General features: G+C 67.1%; 17 protein-coding genes. 8 read left to right on the top strand and 9 right to left on the bottom strand.

The window, feature by feature from the left end; translation table 11 throughout:
- Positions 1-275: 275 nt before the first annotated feature.
- From GUV69_RS09770 to GUV69_RS09760, 4 genes are all read left to right on the top strand, one after another.
- A complete protein-coding gene (locus GUV69_RS09770) occupies positions 276-2,618 on the top strand; it encodes a PEP/pyruvate-binding domain-containing protein (protein WP_164201869.1) in 2,343 nt (780 codons plus the stop codon).
- 163 nt (positions 2,619-2,781) lie between these two features.
- Complete coding sequence (locus tag GUV69_RS09765) at positions 2,782-3,054, top strand: SHOCT domain-containing protein (protein WP_208786625.1); 273 nt, start codon at positions 2,782-2,784, stop codon at positions 3,052-3,054.
- A gap of 32 nt (positions 3,055-3,086) precedes the next feature.
- The gene (locus tag GUV69_RS23225) at positions 3,087-3,269 is read left to right on the top strand and encodes a hypothetical protein (protein ID WP_244292680.1); all 183 of its coding nucleotides are present in this window, start codon (positions 3,087-3,089) and stop codon (positions 3,267-3,269) included.
- Between the two features lie 32 nt (positions 3,270-3,301).
- Positions 3,302-4,441, top strand: coding sequence for a phenylacetate--CoA ligase family protein (locus GUV69_RS09760; protein ID WP_244292679.1), 1,140 nt, complete (start codon positions 3,302-3,304; stop codon positions 4,439-4,441).
- 22 nt (positions 4,442-4,463) lie between these two features.
- Here GUV69_RS09760 and GUV69_RS09755 read toward each other — a convergent pair whose 3' ends face one another.
- The 3 genes from GUV69_RS09755 to GUV69_RS09745 are packed head-to-tail and all read right to left on the bottom strand — an operon-like array spanning position 4,464 to position 7,494.
- The gene (locus tag GUV69_RS09755; RefSeq protein ID WP_164201867.1) at positions 4,464-6,050 is read right to left on the bottom strand and encodes a serine hydrolase domain-containing protein; all 1,587 of its coding nucleotides are present in this window, start codon (positions 6,048-6,050) and stop codon (positions 4,464-4,466) included.
- A 27-nt stretch (positions 6,051-6,077) separates the two neighbouring features.
- Positions 6,078-6,860, bottom strand: coding sequence for a maleylpyruvate isomerase family mycothiol-dependent enzyme (locus GUV69_RS09750; protein WP_208786624.1), 783 nt, complete (start codon positions 6,858-6,860; stop codon positions 6,078-6,080).
- Positions 6,861-6,894: 34 nt separating this feature from the next.
- On the bottom strand, positions 6,895-7,494 hold the full coding sequence (locus tag GUV69_RS09745) for a TetR/AcrR family transcriptional regulator (RefSeq protein WP_164201865.1): 600 nt from the start codon (positions 7,492-7,494) through the stop codon (positions 6,895-6,897).
- 145 nt (positions 7,495-7,639) lie between these two features.
- On the opposite strand from GUV69_RS09745, the gene GUV69_RS09740 reads away from it, so the two are divergent.
- Positions 7,640-8,500: a pentapeptide repeat-containing protein gene (locus GUV69_RS09740; protein WP_431197127.1), complete on the top strand. Its 861-nt coding sequence runs from the start codon at positions 7,640-7,642 to the stop codon at positions 8,498-8,500.
- 59 nt (positions 8,501-8,559) lie between these two features.
- Here the strand turns inward: GUV69_RS09740 and GUV69_RS09735 are convergent, their stop codons facing one another.
- The 3 genes from GUV69_RS09735 to GUV69_RS09725 form a co-directional block, all read right to left on the bottom strand.
- On the bottom strand, positions 8,560-9,102 hold the full coding sequence (locus GUV69_RS09735; protein WP_164201861.1) for a GNAT family N-acetyltransferase: 543 nt from the start codon (positions 9,100-9,102) through the stop codon (positions 8,560-8,562).
- Between the two features lie 75 nt (positions 9,103-9,177).
- Positions 9,178-9,615, bottom strand: coding sequence for an SRPBCC family protein (locus GUV69_RS09730; RefSeq protein WP_164201859.1), 438 nt, complete (start codon positions 9,613-9,615; stop codon positions 9,178-9,180).
- Entirely contained in the window at positions 9,608-9,883 is a 276-nt protein-coding gene (locus tag GUV69_RS09725; RefSeq protein ID WP_164201857.1) for a hypothetical protein, read from the bottom strand. The genes GUV69_RS09730 and GUV69_RS09725 overlap by 8 nt, the downstream gene beginning before the upstream one ends.
- A gap of 189 nt (positions 9,884-10,072) precedes the next feature.
- On the opposite strand from GUV69_RS09725, the gene GUV69_RS09720 reads away from it, so the two are divergent.
- Positions 10,073-10,744 carry a hypothetical protein gene (locus GUV69_RS09720; protein ID WP_164201855.1) on the top strand — a complete coding sequence of 224 codons (672 nt, stop codon included), beginning with the start codon at positions 10,073-10,075 and terminating at the stop codon, positions 10,742-10,744.
- Positions 10,745-10,791: 47 nt separating this feature from the next.
- On the opposite strand, the gene GUV69_RS09715 is transcribed toward GUV69_RS09720, so the two are convergent.
- From GUV69_RS09715 to GUV69_RS09705, 3 genes are all read right to left on the bottom strand, one after another.
- Positions 10,792-11,841, bottom strand: a complete 1,050-nt coding sequence (locus GUV69_RS09715) for a S66 family peptidase (protein ID WP_164201853.1) — start codon at positions 11,839-11,841, stop codon at positions 10,792-10,794.
- A gap of 44 nt (positions 11,842-11,885) precedes the next feature.
- Positions 11,886-12,449 (bottom strand): dihydrofolate reductase family protein, encoded by a 564-nt coding sequence (locus GUV69_RS09710; RefSeq protein WP_164201851.1) that lies wholly within the window; start codon positions 12,447-12,449, stop codon positions 11,886-11,888.
- Positions 12,450-12,579: 130 nt separating this feature from the next.
- On the bottom strand, positions 12,580-13,332 hold the full coding sequence (locus GUV69_RS09705; RefSeq protein WP_164201849.1) for an ArsR/SmtB family transcription factor: 753 nt from the start codon (positions 13,330-13,332) through the stop codon (positions 12,580-12,582).
- Between the two features lie 107 nt (positions 13,333-13,439).
- On the opposite strand from GUV69_RS09705, the gene GUV69_RS09700 reads away from it, so the two are divergent.
- Positions 13,440-14,054 (top strand): SOUL family heme-binding protein, encoded by a 615-nt coding sequence (locus tag GUV69_RS09700; RefSeq protein ID WP_164201847.1) that lies wholly within the window; start codon positions 13,440-13,442, stop codon positions 14,052-14,054.
- A gap of 302 nt (positions 14,055-14,356) precedes the next feature.
- On the top strand, positions 14,357-15,457 hold the full coding sequence (locus GUV69_RS09695) for a N5-glutamine methyltransferase family protein (protein WP_164201845.1): 1,101 nt from the start codon (positions 14,357-14,359) through the stop codon (positions 15,455-15,457).
- Positions 15,458-15,519 lie beyond the last annotated feature (62 nt).

Here is a 15,519-nt window from a genome sequence, read left to right as displayed (position 1 = left end):
GGTTGTCCTCAGTGCCCGCGGTCCGGCAAGGGTCTGGCGCAGGGCCCGCGGGCATACACCCGCTGCGCCTCGTTATTAAGCCTTCCCCGGGTTGCCGGCCGGCTCTAGGGCCGAATGGCCCGCCCCGGCAGCGTCGGCTCCGGGCTTCGGCGGCGGCCGCAAAGGCCCACGGCAGTTGCGCGCCCACGGACCCTACAAAACGGACCCCGTTGCATGGCATTCTGGTCCGGTGGGAGGTCAGCGGAGCCCTCCCTTTGCAGGAAGGGTTCAGGACCATGCGGACCATCGGCGCACTGCACACTCTCGAGCCTGCCGACCCGGCCCTGTGGGGGCGGAAGGCGGCTGCGCTTGCCCGTCTGGCGAGGACCGGGGACTTCACCGTCCCCGCCGGGATTGTCCTTGCCGCGGACGGCACGGGATTGACCACGGAAGACCTTGAGCTGGCGGACAGGTCTGTCCGCGACACTCTCGGCGACGTCGACCTCGCCGTCCGCTCGTCCTCCAGCGAGGAAGACACCGCAGAGGAGTCGTCGGCCGGAAAGTACACAACTGTTCTCGGCGTACGCGGCAGGGAAGCGCTGGCCGCGGCCGTCCAGGAGGTGCTGGGCTCGGCGGACGGCGCGCCCATGGGTGTTCTCATCCAGGAGCTCGTCCACGCGGACGCCGCCGGGGTGGCGTTCAGCGCCAACCCCGTCAGCGGTGCCAGGGATGAGGCGGTGGTGAACGCCGTCCCCGGGCTCGGTGACCGGCTGGTCTCCGGCGAGCTCACGCCGCAGTCATGGACCGTGCAAGCCGACGGAACTGCCTCCAGCGACGACCACACCAGCGACGATGCCACCCACGCGATCACCGCGGATGATGCCCGGCGCATCGCCGGGCTCGCCCGGGAGGTGGAGGCAGCCGAAGGCGTTCCCCAGGACATCGAATGGGCGCTCGCCGGCGGGCACCTGTACCTGCTGCAGGCCCGGCCCATCACCACCCTGGTGGAACCGGTGCCGGTGCCGGTCATCGTGCCGCGCGGGTACTGGGAACGCGAATCCGCGCATGCGGCCGCGCCGTCGACACCGTTGTCGGACTCGATCCTGGACATCGCGCCGAGTATGCAGCTCATGGCGCAGAGTTTCGGGCTGATCGCGCAGTTCGACTTCCGTGATATCGGCGGCTGGACGTACATGGGAATGCTCCCGCTTGGAATGGAGCCCAAAAGCGACAAGGCACCGCCCGTGCCGGGCTGGGCGCTGGCGCTGATGTTGCGCCTGATGCCTGAGGGGCGGCGCCGCATCCGCGCCGCCCGGAAGCAGCGCGAAGAAGACCTGTCGATGCGCCTGGTGGACGACTGGAACAACCGGCATCTGGACCGGCTGCGCGCGCGGATCGAGAGCCTCAGGGACAAAGACCTCGGCAGCCTCACCAGCGGACAGCTCGCCTCCCACCTGGACGCAGTCCGGGAGCTGTTGGCGGAAACGATGCCGCTGCACTTCCTCGGGGCAATGCCGCACTTCCTGGAGACGACGCGGCTTGAGCTGTTCTGCCGGGAGCACCTGGGGTGGGACTACCCCGAGGTGCTGAACCTCCTGGCCGGCACCTCCGAAATGTCCTCCGAGCCCGCCAGGGAGCTTCGCAGGCTCGCCGACCAAAGGCTCGATCCGGCGTCGAAAGTGCAGGCATTGGACGAGTACCGGCGGGTCTATGGTGCCCGGGTTCTCTCCACCGAGCTTGCCGAACCGACCTTTGGAGAAAACCCGGGGCTCATCGCCGCGCAGCTCGAGGCCTTGGAGGCCTCCAGCCGGGACGACCCGGCGGCCGGGCAGCGCCGGCTGCGCGACGAGACCGCGGCAAAAGCACGAAGCCGGCTCAGCGGAGAATCGCTGGAAAAGTTCAACACGCTGCTTGACCGGGCCCTGCGTGCCTACCCGCTCAGGGAGTCCAACGTCTTTTACACGATGGATTCCCCGCTGGCGCTGGTCCGGTATGCGGTCCTTGAAGCGGGCCGCAGGATGCGGCAGGCACGTGCGATCACGGCGCTTGATGACGTCTTTTACTGCACTGCGGACGAAGTCCAGGGGTGGTTGAACGGCGCGTCGGGGGACCTTCGGCCTACGGTCAGGCGCAGGCGCGGTGAACGTGCGTGGATCCTGGCCCATCCCGGACCGCCGAGTTACGGCACGCCCCCGCCGCCGCCCCCGTCCACTAAGTGGCTGCCTGCCGATGTGCGCGAAATGATGGAGCTGATGATGCGCGCCGGCGAGCGGATCGTCGCACCGGCGGGCAGCTCACAGATGCAGACGGCGGAGCAGGGCATCCTACGGGGCACTCCGGCGTCGTCCGGGACGTACACTGGCGCGGCGCGGATCATCGCCAACGAACGGCAGTTCTCGCGGATCCAGCCGGGCGACGTGCTCGTGTGCCCCACCACGCGGTCCTCCTGGTCCACGGTTTTCGCAACCATCGGCGCCGTGGTGACAGACGCCGGCGGAGCCCTGTCCCACCCGGCGATCATCGCCCGCGAACAGCGGATCCCCGCCGTCGTCGCCACCGGCAACGCCACGCAGATCATCCGAGACGGTGCCCTGGTCACGGTGAACGGGACAACCGGGACCATAACCCTGCACGACTGACGTTGGCTCCCGGGTGCCAAACTGGCCCGTGCCTCGCTCTGGCTGGCGCTCCACCGGGTGCGCCGTTGCCGGCACGGGGGACCTAAGACTCTGACGCCGCGCGGCGGCAGGGGGCGATAGTCTAAGCACGACGGCGGCCCCTTGGTGGCAGGAGGATGCGGAAATGATGTTCTGGGGCGGGGACGGGAGCATGGGCGGATGGTGGTACGTCCTGATGGTGGTGAGCTTCGTGCTGTTCTGGGGTGTCATCATCACCGCCGTTGTCCTTTTCGCCCGGTCGGTGGGACCCGGCGGAAGGCGGTACGAGGGCGGGGCCCCTGGGCACGGCTTTGCTGAGGACCTGCTCTCAGAGCGGTTTGCCCGCGGCGAAATCGATGAGAACGAATACACTGCCCGCCTGGCGGCGCTCCGCCGTGGCCGCGGCTCCCCACGCTGAGCTGCAGGCGGCGCGGCGAAAGGCGAGCCCTCATGGACCTCCGGCTCATCTCGCGTGTGCTGTTTCTCCGGGCCGCGTGGAGGAAGCGGGACCACTGGGATGCCGCCAGGATTGCCGCCCATCAGGCCCACGCCCTGCAGGAACTGGCCGTGCCGCCTATGCAGGTTCGGAGTTCTATCGCCGCCACCACGCCGGACTCCACGATGCCCCGTTGAATCAGCTGCCGATCGTTACGAAGGCGGATCTGATGGAGCACTTCGACGAGGCCGTCACCACACCGGACGTTCGAATATCCGATCTGGAAAATCATCTGCGGTTCCTCACCGAGCGCGGGGGAGACCCGGGGGTGCCGTGGAAGGGCAAATGGTGGGCTGCGGCGACTGCCGGGACCACAGGCCGGCGGGGAACCTTCGTCTGGAACCGCTCGGAATGGGGGACCGTCCTGGCCTCCTACGCTAGGGCAAACGACTGGGCAGGGATCTCCGCGGGGTTGACCCGGCCCCTGAAAGTGGCCCTGGTCAGCTCCCGCGTCCCCACACACCAGTCCGCCGTCGTCGGCGCCTCCCTGCGTTCCCGGCTCGTCCCTACCCTTCGACTGGACGTTACTGACCCCACGGATGAAACGGTCGCGGCGCTGAACCGGTTCCAGCCCAGGGTCCTGGTGGGGTACGCCTCAGCGCTCAAACCCCTCGCCGCAGAGCAACACGCCGGACACCTGCACATTTCACCGCAGGGCGTGATGTCCGCCTCCGAAGTGCTTACCCCGCACACCGCTGCGGAACTCGAAGCTGCCGGGGGAAGCGCGCCCTTCGACGTCTATGCCGCGACCGAAACGGCCGGCATCGCCTCCCCCTGCAAGTACAGGAACCGGCATTTGTACGAAGACCTGCTGATCATTGAACCGGTGGACCGGGACGGAAACCCGGTGCCGCCGGGAACCACCGGAGCAAGGCTCCTGGTGACCGTCCTGTTCTCCCGCACCCTCCCTTTGATCCGCTACGAAATGTCCGATACCGTCCGGCTTGGTGGGCGCGGGTGCCCCTGCGGGCGCTCCTTCATGCTCATGGAGGATATCGAAGGCCGGATCGAAGACATCCTCCACCTGCCAGGCAGGACAGGAACCGTAGCCGTCCATCCCATCGTGTTCCACCACGTGCTGGACCAGGCCGGCCTCGCAGGATGGCAAGTCATCCAGGAACCCGGCAAGCTGCGGGTCCTCCTCGCCGGCCTCACACCCGGTAGCTCGCTTGAGGCAGTTCGCACCGGCATGCGCACTACTCTTAGCGAAGCCGGCGCCATACAAACGGGCGTGGACGTCAGGATCGTGGACCAACTCGAAAGAACAGCCCTTGGCAAGGCCCCCTTCGTACGCGGAATGAAGAGCTGAAGACAGTAGTTGGTGCTCCGGTTCACAAGCCCGAGCCTGGACGGGGCGCCTGCGGGCGGGCCCGCGGCGTCGCGAGCAGCCACAGCGTCCGGGGGATCGGCCAGACGATGGCCAAGGCGAGGACCGGCAGCAGCGAAATGCCGACGTCGGGAAACTGGCGGATGATGACGGACAGGTGGGTGTCGAAGCGGGCCGGGGCGTAGGCGAGGCACAGCCAGAGGGCGAACCCGTCGAGGGCGAGGGCCGCGGCGCCCCACGCCAACGGACCCCAGCGCGTCCCGGACGCAGGATGCCGCCGGGGCAGGAACCGCAGCGCCAGCCACAGGCTCAGCAGCTCCGCCAGCAGCAGCGTGAGGGCAGCGGCCCAGCTGTAGCGCTGCAGCCAGTCCTCGAACACCACCGCGGGAACGGGGGAGTGCCCGTGCAGGATCCGCAGGAGGTTGGTGTCGATGGACTTGAGCCGTGACGGGGCGGCGGTGTCGTTGCCGTTGATGACCAGGGCGACGCCGAGGCCGGACTCAGGAACCACAGCCAGGTACGTGTGGCTGTTGCCCCATTCGCCCTGATGCTCCAGCAGGAGCGGCAGGCCGGCCTCCGGAACGGGCGGTGCGGCGGGATCGGCGGACTCCACGAGCGGCCGGGTGTACCAACCCATGGCATACCCCTTGGAGCCGTCCACCTGCACACGGGGCTCAAACATGGCCGCCACGCTCCCGGGCTGGAGGATCCTGGCGTCGCCGTACCGGCCGCCGTCGAGCAGCGCAATCAGCTGGTGGGCCAGGTCCTCGGCTGAGGCATAGAGCGTGGAAGACGGCATCCCTGTGGTGGGTGCGGGCACATCGGTCTGGCGCCAGAACGAACCGAACCACAGCGAGTGCCCGGCGGCAGCATTGTCCGCGCGTGCGGCGGCCCGGGTCGGATGGCTGTGGGCCATTTCCAGCGGCCCGAAGACGCGCTGCTTCAGGTAGTCGCCGAACGGCTGGCCGGAGACCGTCTGCACCAGCAGGCCCAGGATGTTGAAGTTGGCGCTGGCGTAGTGGAAGCCCGCCCCCGGGTCGCCGTCGAGCGGGGCGTCTGCGAGGGCACGGACTCCATCCTCGAGCGCCTCCGGGCCCTGCGCGTCGGAGGCTTCGAAGGCGGTGTCCCTGGATGACATGCCGCTGGCCTGGTGGAGGAGATGCCGGACCGTGATCGCGGACGAGCGGCTGTCGTCCAGCGTGAACCAGGGCAGGTAGGTCCGGACCGGCTCATCCAGCCGAAGCCGGCCGGCCTCCACCTGCTGCATCACGGCGATGGCGGTGAGGGACTTGCTGGTGGAGGCCAGCAGGACCGGTGTCCGGGCGGTCATCGGCCGCCCGGACTCGTCGGCGCGGCCGAATGCTGCGGAGTGCACCTGGATCCCATCCCGGACGACGGCGACGGCGGCACCCGGGATCCCGACGTCGTCGAGCTGCCCCCGCAGGAAAGTGTCCACGGCCTGGTAGGCCGCTGCGGGATTCGCCGGTGCAGAGGCAGGCGGGTCCGGCGCGGGTGCGGCCGCCCCGCCGAGGATTCCGACCGACAGGAGGCACGCGAGGAGGCAGCGCGCTGACCGGGAAATAGCTCGCATGCCCGCACCTGCTTCGGATGCCGGATGTCAGAGCGGCAGCAGGTTTCGGAGGACTCCCTTGGGCGTTCCCCGGCCTGACAGGAGGCGGCAGCAGTCGATTGCGTCAAGTTCAAAGCAGTCGATTTCAGGATCTTCCGCACGAATGAAGGTGCCGCCGGCGGGTCCGGTGAGTTTCAGGCAGAACGGTTCCTTGTGCCGCGTGGCCCACTCGGCAATGATGTCTTCGACGATGCGGCCGTCGTGCTCCGGTGTCGGATTGACGGGGTGGCCGGTCGCCCGGCAGATGTCGATGCGATGCATCCATACGTCCCGGGTGAACCCGATGTCGAAGAGGTAACTCAGCGGCTGCCAGCCGAATTCAACCCCGTCCACGCTGCCCATCGGAAGTAGTCTGAGGGCCCCTACGGCTGGGGGCAGCTGCTGCCGGGCGGTGAGCGCTGCCGCGGACGCGTGGTCCCACCTCGACGGGATTTCTTCGGCAGTGATATGGCCTCTGGCCCGAAGCTGGGCCTCGTTGACCCCGTCGACCCAGTGCCGCCCGCCAATTTTGGTGGTGAGCCCCCGCCCCCGGATGACCTGGCGCGCGAACTCGACAAATGAGGCCTGCGCTTCCGCGGATGCTGTGACGTGCACGGCAACATCCCGGACTGACCAGCGGGCGCAGTCAGTTCCCTTCTGCCAGTCATCGGTGCCGAGTTGCAGCAGGAGGTTGTGGAACCGGGTGTTTTCTTCTGCTGCCAACTGCATGGCTTCCTGGTGGGCGATCCTTCCGATCGCTGCCACGTCCATCGGAAAGTTTTCTGCGGGCATGGCGCTCCCTGCCTTCGCTTGCGGCCAGTCCGGTTTAGGTCCGGCCTTGGTGGTCCAGATAGTAAAAAAACATGTCGAGGACGGTGTCCAGCTGCGATACCCAGCGGACTCCTCCGGGCTCGTTCGCGTGTTGCTGGCTGGCCAGCCCGGCGACGAGGGCCGTGAAAATGTCGACGTCGGAGGACGCAGTGACTCCGGCCTCGTTGAGTTTCCGGACGTATCGCTCCTGCATCATCAGCGCAGGGCCATACGCTTCCAGAGATGGCTCATAGCCGGGAATCGAGCGCTGGAAGATGAGTTGCGCCTGGACGGGGTGGGACACACCAAACTGCAGTACGGTCCGCGCAACGAGCCTCGCGCCTTCCCGGGGCGATTCCGGGTACGCTGCATGCTCCAGCTCGTGTAGCAAGGTACCGGCGGCTTCCGCGAACAATGCGTCGATCAGCGCGTTCTTGGAAGGGAAGTAGGAATAAAGGGATGGCTGCCGCAGGCCCACCCTGCGGGCAACCTGAGTCAGCGAGATGGCGGACAGGCCGTTGACTTCGGCCTCGGCCCACGCCGCCTGGACGATTTCGTCGCGCCGGGCGGCGTGCCGTCCGGGCCGCGGGTCCTGGGTTTTAGCTTTAGCCTCCACGGGACCTTCCTTGGAATGCGTTGTGCTTTAAGGGTACGGATCAAGGCCCTATAGTCAATAGTTTTCCTATACCCAATTGGGAAACTCTGGAGCCTCACAAGGTCCTGCAGGGCAATCCTTGCTGCACGGCGATTCACCGGGAATGATGGCGCGCATGGCACCGATTACGTTCACGCCTGCCCTGGACCGGCAGTCCCTGCGGCCTGACTGCGCCAACTGCTTTGCCCTCTGCTGTACCGCCTTCGGATTCTCGCGGTCTGCGGATTTTGCGCTCGACAAACCCGCCGGCACTCCCTGCCAAAACCTCGCCCCCGACTTCTCCTGCACCATCCACACCAGCCTGCGCCCGCGGGGTTTCCGCGGCTGCACCGTCTTTGACTGTTTCGGCGCCGGCCAGAAGGTGTCCCAGGGGCTCTTCGGCGGCACGAGCTGGAGTGAGGATCCGGGCACCAAAGGCCAGATGTTTGCCGCGTTCAAAACCGTGCGGCAGCTGCACGAGATGCTTTGGCACTTAGCCGAGGCCCGGCGTCGGACTTTTGATCCCGACGTCGCGCAGTGCGCCAGGGAGCTCGGCGCCAGTATCGGGCAGCTCGTCGACGGCGGCCTGCAGCAGCTGCTCGCGCTGGATGTCCAGGACCTTCACGTCCAGGTGCGCTCGACGCTGATGGACGTCAGCTCGGAAGTCCGGGCGTCCTATTTTGCCGCCGGGAATGAACACCTTGACGCGGGGCTGGGGCCGGGAGCGGACCTGATGGGCAGCAATCTCAGGGGCCGCCGGCTGTGCGGCGCAGACCTCAGAGGGGCGTATCTGATTGCGGCCGACCTGCGGAACGCTGACCTGTCGGGCGTGGATCTGCTCGGCGCGGACCTCCGGGACGCGCGGCTTGGCGGCGCCGACCTGTCGGCGGCACTGTTCCTGACCCAGCCGCAGCTCAACTCCGCCAGCGGCAGCCGCACCACGCGGCTGCCCGCGGACCTGGTGATGCCCGCGCACTGGGAGGGATGAGAGAAGAGGACCGCGTACGACGGCGGCGCCCGGCGTGGTTAGCTGGATGCACCTTCGGATCAATGGAGGATGCGCTGGTACAGGATGTGGTCCTGCCAGGAACCGGCGATCAGCAGGTACGCGGGAGCCAGCCCGATCTCCGTGAAGCCCGCCTTCGTCAGGACCTTTTGGGAGGCTGCGTTGTGGGTGAGCGTGACCGCCTGCAGCCGGTGCAGTCCCAGCTCCTGCCGCGAATAGTCAAGGGCGAAGGCGACGGCGGCGGAGCCGATTCCCCGGCCGGTGAACTCCTGGTCCACCCAGTAGCCGAGGTTGGCGCTGAGGAAAGGCCCGCGCATAATGCTGCTGACGGTCAGTGTGCCGATCACGCGCTCGTCTTCCAGCAGGATGAACGGCACTTCGGAGCCGGCGGCGTGCTGGGCCAGCTTGGAACCGATGACTTCGGCTTGCCCTTCAGCGGTGTAGAACGCGGCCGGCCGGTCCGGTCCCCAGGGGGCAAGGTGGTTCCGGTTCAGCTGGTAGGCGGCCTGCAGCGGTCCGGCGTCGGAGGGGTGCATCACCCGGGCCCCGACGGTGCCGGTCAGCGGGTAGGTCTTGGCAGTCATCCCGCGACTATAGCGGCTGCGGTCACATGATGGTTGCTCTTAGGGGACAACAGGTGAGGGAACCGGAATGCCGGGTCACAGCCGCTGCAGCTTCGCGAAGGATTCGGTCCAGCCGTCGCGGTGCACGGCCAGCCGTTCCTCGGTCACGAACGGGCCCTGGGAGAGGACCAGCCGGGTGCCCGTGCCGTCGCCGGCGAGCGCGAGGTCCACAACGGTCTCACGGTCGTCGGGGGTCGGTTCTTCCCAGTTGAAGGTGTACACGAGGTGCCAGGGCGGGTCGATTTCGAGGAATTCGCCGGAGAGGTAGAAGGGCTCGCCGTCCGGGGGTGCCATGCGGAAGCGGTAGCGGCCGCCCGCCACCAGGTTGAGTTCGGCGGAGGGAAGGGTGAAGCCCTCCGGACCCCACCACTTCGCCAGTTCGGTGGCGTCGGTCAGCATCCTGAAGATCTTCTCGGGCGGAGCCGCCAGCCTGCATTCCAGGTTCAGGGCATGGCTGGCGGGCTGCTCATTCATCGTCCGGCTCTTCGTCGGTGAGCTCGGCGAGAACGTCGGCGGCATCGCTGTTGCCGTTGGCGGCGAGCCGCCGGAGCTCGTCGAGGTCCGACTTTTCGGCGGCGAGTTCAACGAGCTGGTCGGCAGCATCCCCGCTGCCGCCGTCCGCGAGACGCCGCAGTTCCTCGAAGTCTTCCCGCTCCGCGGCCAGTTCGATCAATTGCCCCACGGCGTCGGTGTCGCCGCGTGCCGCTTGTTCCCGGAGTGCTTCGAGATCGAAATCAGACATAGTGTGTACCTCCGAAGTCCGGTGCTGCTGAACATATCCGTCGGGCGTGAGCCAGTGACGTGACCCTCACGCTCCATGATGTCTGACTTGGTGAACAGGCGGAACCCGTGCCGCCCGGGACAAAGGCCTGGGCCCTCGGACCGGTTGAAGGCCCTTGGGGTGCGACGGGGGCAGTGGGAGGATGAATCCGTGGACCAATTCTTTGACTTCCTGCGCAGCTACTGGTGGCTGGTCTTCCCTCTCAGCGGAATGGCCGGAGGGTGGGCGCGGCAGTGGTCCAAGGCCAGCGAACGCCGGCACCGTCGCCGTGTGGAGCTGTACACGCTCAAGAACCAGGCCGTGCAGGCGGAACAGGCCAGCCAGGCCCAGGTTGCCGCCCTGATGGCAGCGCACGACGCCGTGAACCGGCGGTGGCTGGATTACGAGCTCGACGTCGGGAAGCTCATCGACTTCCCGGTCATGACGGATGTGCGGGAGCCTCTTACCGTGGCTTTCCTCCGGGCGAAGAAAGCGGCGGACGGGTTGCGGCCGGACGCTCCGGGCGACATCACGACGGCAGCCCGGCTGGCCGAGTACCGGACAGCCGTGCACGGCTTTGAGCTGGCATTCGACGTCGCAGAGCGCGAAGCTATGCGAATCAGGGACCACAACTTCTCGGAGCTGGAACGCCAGCGCCTGACGACGGCGAGGAAGCTGCTCAACATCGCCTCCGACAACGCCGCAACGCCTGCCGAACGGCAGACCGCGTACAAGCGCGCCCGGAAGGAACTGGACGGTCTCATCGTCCTGCCCGACGTCACGGTGGCGGCGCTGGAAGTGAAGATTGCAGGCGAACTGAACGCACCGCACGCCTCCGAGTGAGTCATCGCGCCGGAAGGGACCGCGAGCACGCGGCCTGTCAGAGCTAATTAGCTATAGGACGCGGTGATGGTGCGCGTTGACCCGTTCATTGTGATTTGTCCGCCGTAGGGCAGGATCCACTGGGGACGGGTATGCCCGAACGGCACCCCGATGCAGATGACGGCCTCGGGGTTGTACCGGGTGACCTCTTCAATGACCGCGTCCCGCTGGGCGTCGCGCAGCCGGGCGCGTTCATCGGGTTCCGGCTGGTGTTCAAAATTGCTGGTTGGTGCCCTGGCGACGAGAACCCCGTGGACCGCGTTGAGGATGCCGCGCTCTCCGAGTGCGCGGACCCACCGCTTCACCCAGTCGGCGGGCGGGATCAGCTCGCTGGTTTCCAGCAGCAGGATGGACCCGTGCAGGTCCTCAACAGGCGGCAGGCGGTCTGCCAGCGCAAGCTGGTCGATGACCTCCAGACATCCGCCCCAGGTCCGTCCGGATACCAGCCGCGCCGGCCCGGCCCATGCCCACGGTTCGGTGGGCTCCCGTTCTCCGAATTCGACAAGTGCTTGCGGGTCATGCCAATCCTTGCCATAGTCCTCGGCTTCACCCGGATCGGTAATGGTGAGTTCACCGCCGGTCATCAGGGCGGCCCTTAATGATGTGAGGTGGACTTCGTCAATGCCGGGGCCGGGACCGAGATGAACCTGGGTGGACCCACCGTAGAAACCGGCGATGCCGTGGGCCCAGAGCCAGTTCAGCAGGTTGGTGTTGTCGCTGTAACCAAGAAAGATCTTGGGATCGGCCCGGGCGGCTTCGGCGTCCAGATAAGGGATGACAGTGATCTGGTCATCACCGCCGATGGTGGCGAGGATGGCTCGGATGGTTGGGTCAGCGAAGGCCGCGTTGAGATCGGCGGCACGGTCTTCGGCGGTTGCACCGAGCCGGCGGGTCGTCGGGAATTCCACGGGCACAAGACCTGTGGCGCCGGCGAAGCGGTTGATGGCTTGCTCGTGGACTGCAGGCGCGAAGCCGGGCGCAGCGAACGACGGTGACAGAATCGCCACCCGGTCACCCTTACGAAGTTTTTGTGCCACGGTGGATCCCCATTTGTCCATCCCGCCATTCAAACACAAGGAAAAAGCCACAGTATCCGGCGCACTCAGCGCCTTGTCTCGTACCTGGTCAGGACCATGCCGCCGGCGAACGTCCGGGTCTCCATCAGGTCCAGGTTCACCCAGTTGTCCAGGGCTGTGAAGAACGGCGTGCCGCCGCCCACCAGCACCGGGTGGGTGACGAGTGCGTATTCGTCGATCAGTCCGGCCCGCATGGCCGCGGCCGCGAGTGTGGCGCCGGCGATGTCCATGGACTCGCCGTCGCCGGCCTTGAGCCGGGTGATCTCGGTGACCGCGTCGCCGGTGACCAGGCGGGTGTTCCAGTCGACCGGGATGGTTCTCGAGGAGAACACCACTTTCGGCATGTCCCGCCAGCGGTGGGCGTACTCGGTCTGCGCAGGTGTGACGCCGGGCTGCTGGTCGGCGGTCGGCCAGTGGGAACTCATCCCCTCCCACAGTTTGCGCCCGTACAGCGCCAGGCCTGTCGCCCCTACCCGGTCGGACCACCATTGGAACAGCTCGTCACTCGGTACGCTCCAGCCGAGGTCGTCGCCGGGCGCGGCGGTGTAGCCGTCCAGGCTCACATTCATGGCGAAGGTCAGTTTGCGCATGGCGTCAGTCTCCCGTGAGTCGAGGTTCGTTGTACAGACCGGCAGGGCGGCCGGGTTCAAGGCCGCCCTGCTGCTGCACGGGCGCCTGACGTCCACGGAAAGTACGACGGCGGCGCCCCGCCGGTCGCCTTTAGGTGTACATGAGGGAGCCGGGGGTGGTGAGTTTCTCACCCGTTTCCAGCCAGGTCTTCAGGCCGGAGAGGATCATCGGCCAGCCGCCGTACAGCTGATCGTTGGCGCCTTCGCGGAGCTGGTCGTGGGTGACGGTGAGGTGGCAGGAATCCTCGCCCACCGGTTCGATCTCCCACGTGATGCGGGAGTAGCCTTCGGCTTTGACGTCCTCGCCCCAGAGTGCGCGCATGGACTGGACGAGCCTGCGTGGGGGATCGACCTCGAGGTTCTCGCCTTCGCCCAGCAGGTCCGCCCCGTTGGGGGACATCTCGAACCTGGACCCCGGCGTCCAGTCCGAGCGGATGTTCATTCCGAACTGGTATTTGCTTCGGATCTCGCTGTCCGTGATGGCTTCCCAGAGCCGTTCCGGGGTGGTCTTGATGTAGATTTCGAAGATCTTTTCCATGGGACTTTCCAATCGGGTTTTGAGGTCGCTGAGGGCAGCGGCCCATGGTTCGGCGTACTTGCTGACCCAGCGGTCGTGGACCAGGCGGATGGGCACCGGATTGAGGAAATGGAGTTTCTCCCGGCCCCGACGGCGGGTGACCACCAGGCCGGCATCCTCCAGCAGCCTGAGGTGCTTCATGACCCCGTAGCGGGTCATGTCGAAATGCGCCTCGAGAGCGTGGAGAGTTTGCCCGTCCTCCCGGAAGAGCTCATCGAGCAGGTCCCGGCGGGTGGGGTCGGCGAGGGCCTTGAATACGGCGTCCACACCTCCAGAATAGGTGACTAAATGGTCACATGTCTAGGGGTTTTCGTGGCTGGATGAAGCCAGGTCTCTGGCCGCCGGCACCGGACCGGCGTAGGGTCTGGAGGACCATGACTGAGCAGCAGCCCTACGAACTGGTCCACCGCTATCCGCACTTTGAGCTGCGCCGCTATCCCGGATACGTAGTGGCGGAGGTACACGTCAACGCCACCTTTGACCGGGCCGGCAACGCAGCCTTCCGGCACCTGTTCAACTACATCAGCGGCAGCAACACGGCCGGGCAAAAACTGGCGATGACGGCGCCGGTCATCCAGGAGAGCGGCCCGTCGCGGAAGCTTGCGATGACCGCGCCGGTGCTGCAGAGCGGTCCGCTGCCGGGAAGCGATGCGCCGGCTGACTTTGTGGTTGCCTTTGTGCTGCCCGTCGGTACGACGGCGGAGACGGCTCCGGTGCCGACGAACCCCGGCGTCGGGGTCCGGGCCGTTCCGGGTTCGCTTGCCGCCGTGGTCCGCTTCACGGGCAGCGGCACCGGAAAGGCTTTTGCGCGCCGAAATGCGGGGCTGCAGGCCGCCCTGACGATCGCCGGGCTGACGGCGGTGGGCCCGCCACGGTTTGCCCGCTTTGATCCGCCGTTCAAGCCGTGGTTCCTGCGGCACAACGAGGTCATCCAGGACGTGCAGGAGCTGTCCAACGCCCCGGAAATGCCCGGCATTCCACAGACCTGAGTTGCGGCGGCCCCCGGAGCGGGAAGCCCCGGTATGCCGCCGTCGGCACCCCTGTATCCTGACAAGGTAGTTCAAGGGCTCCAGCGGCCATCGACCAAGCGCGCCTCACGGCCGGCTGACGGTCTGGAATCCTGGGCCGTAGCCTTGGACGTCGTCGAATCGCCGCTGCAAATCGTCAGTCCCGATCGGCCCCGGACTCTCGGAATGGATCCTTCATCAGTACTGACACACCAGCTCCCGCCACAATCCCGACGCCGGTCCCGGAACCGGTGCGCACGGCTGCGGCGGCTGGACCCGCCGTCGTGACCTGGAGCGAGGCGGGGGAGAGCAAGACCGCGCGCTGGCGTTCGGCAAACGGCAGGCCGGCGCCGACGCGCGTGGAAGTGGTGGACGATTCCCTCACGGCCGATGATGCGAACCGGATGGCGTCCCAGGGGATCGCGATGCTCTGGCACGGTGACTTCCACAACGCGCGGCAGATCCTCAACGCCCTGGACCGGCGGATCGGCGCCGGGAAGAAGACCGCAGGAACTCCGGCAGACCAGTTCTACCGGCACCGCCAGTCACGCTCGCACCGTGCCCGCATTCTCGGCCTGGTGCTGATTCCCCTTGATCCCGGCCCGGTGGTGCCGCTGCGCCGCGCACCGGATATCCGCGAGGCCGCCGCGGAGGCGTACGGCGATATCGGCGAACCGTCCGTGGTGTCCCTGCATGAGCTCGTCGGGGCCATCGGCGCCCACGAATGGCGGCGGAACGGCGTCTACGTCGATGCCCTGCAAGGCCGCATCCACCCGCACTACGGCACGTTCTTCCCCACCCGCAGTGAATATGTGGATCTCGTGGCAGCCGCCGCGCTGCCCTCCGAGACGCTGGCGTTCGACGTCGGAACCGGCACCGGGGTGCTCGCTGCCGTCCTCGCCCGCCGCGGCGTCCGCCGCGTGGTGGCCACGGACAATGAACCGCGTGCCATCGCCTGCGCCGCCGAGAATTTCCGGAGCCTCGGTGTCGAGGACCGTGCCGAGGCGGTCCTGACCGACATGTTCCCGCCCGGACGGGCGCCGCTCATCGTGTGCAACCCGCCCTGGATTCCGGCCACGCCGCATTCCAGCCTGGACAACGCCGTCTACGATCCCGGCAGCAGGATGCTGTTCCGCTTCCTGAACGAACTCCCCGACCACCTGGAGCCGGGAGGTGAGGGCTGGCTTGTCCTCTCCGACCTGGCCGAGCACCTGGGCCTGCGGACGCGCGAGGACCTGCTGGAGGCCATCGGGGCGGCCGGGCTGACGGTGACGGAACGGCTCGACACCAGGCCAACGCATCCGAAGGCATCGGACGGCGACGATCCCCTGTACGAGGCGCGCGCGGCCGAGGTCACCTCCCTGTGGCGGCTTGTCCGCCGGTAGCCCGGTCAAGAGGCCAAACAAAAAGAGGAACCCCGCAGCGCTTGGCGTTGCGGGGTTCCTCT

The organism is [Micrococcus luteus] ATCC 49442 (genome assembly GCF_010367585.1).
In the GTDB taxonomy this organism is placed as follows: domain Bacteria; phylum Actinomycetota; class Actinomycetes; order Actinomycetales; family Micrococcaceae; genus Arthrobacter; species Arthrobacter luteus_A.
Note: the sequence above shows the minus strand (reverse complement) of the source record. Positions and strands in the feature narration are given on the sequence as shown.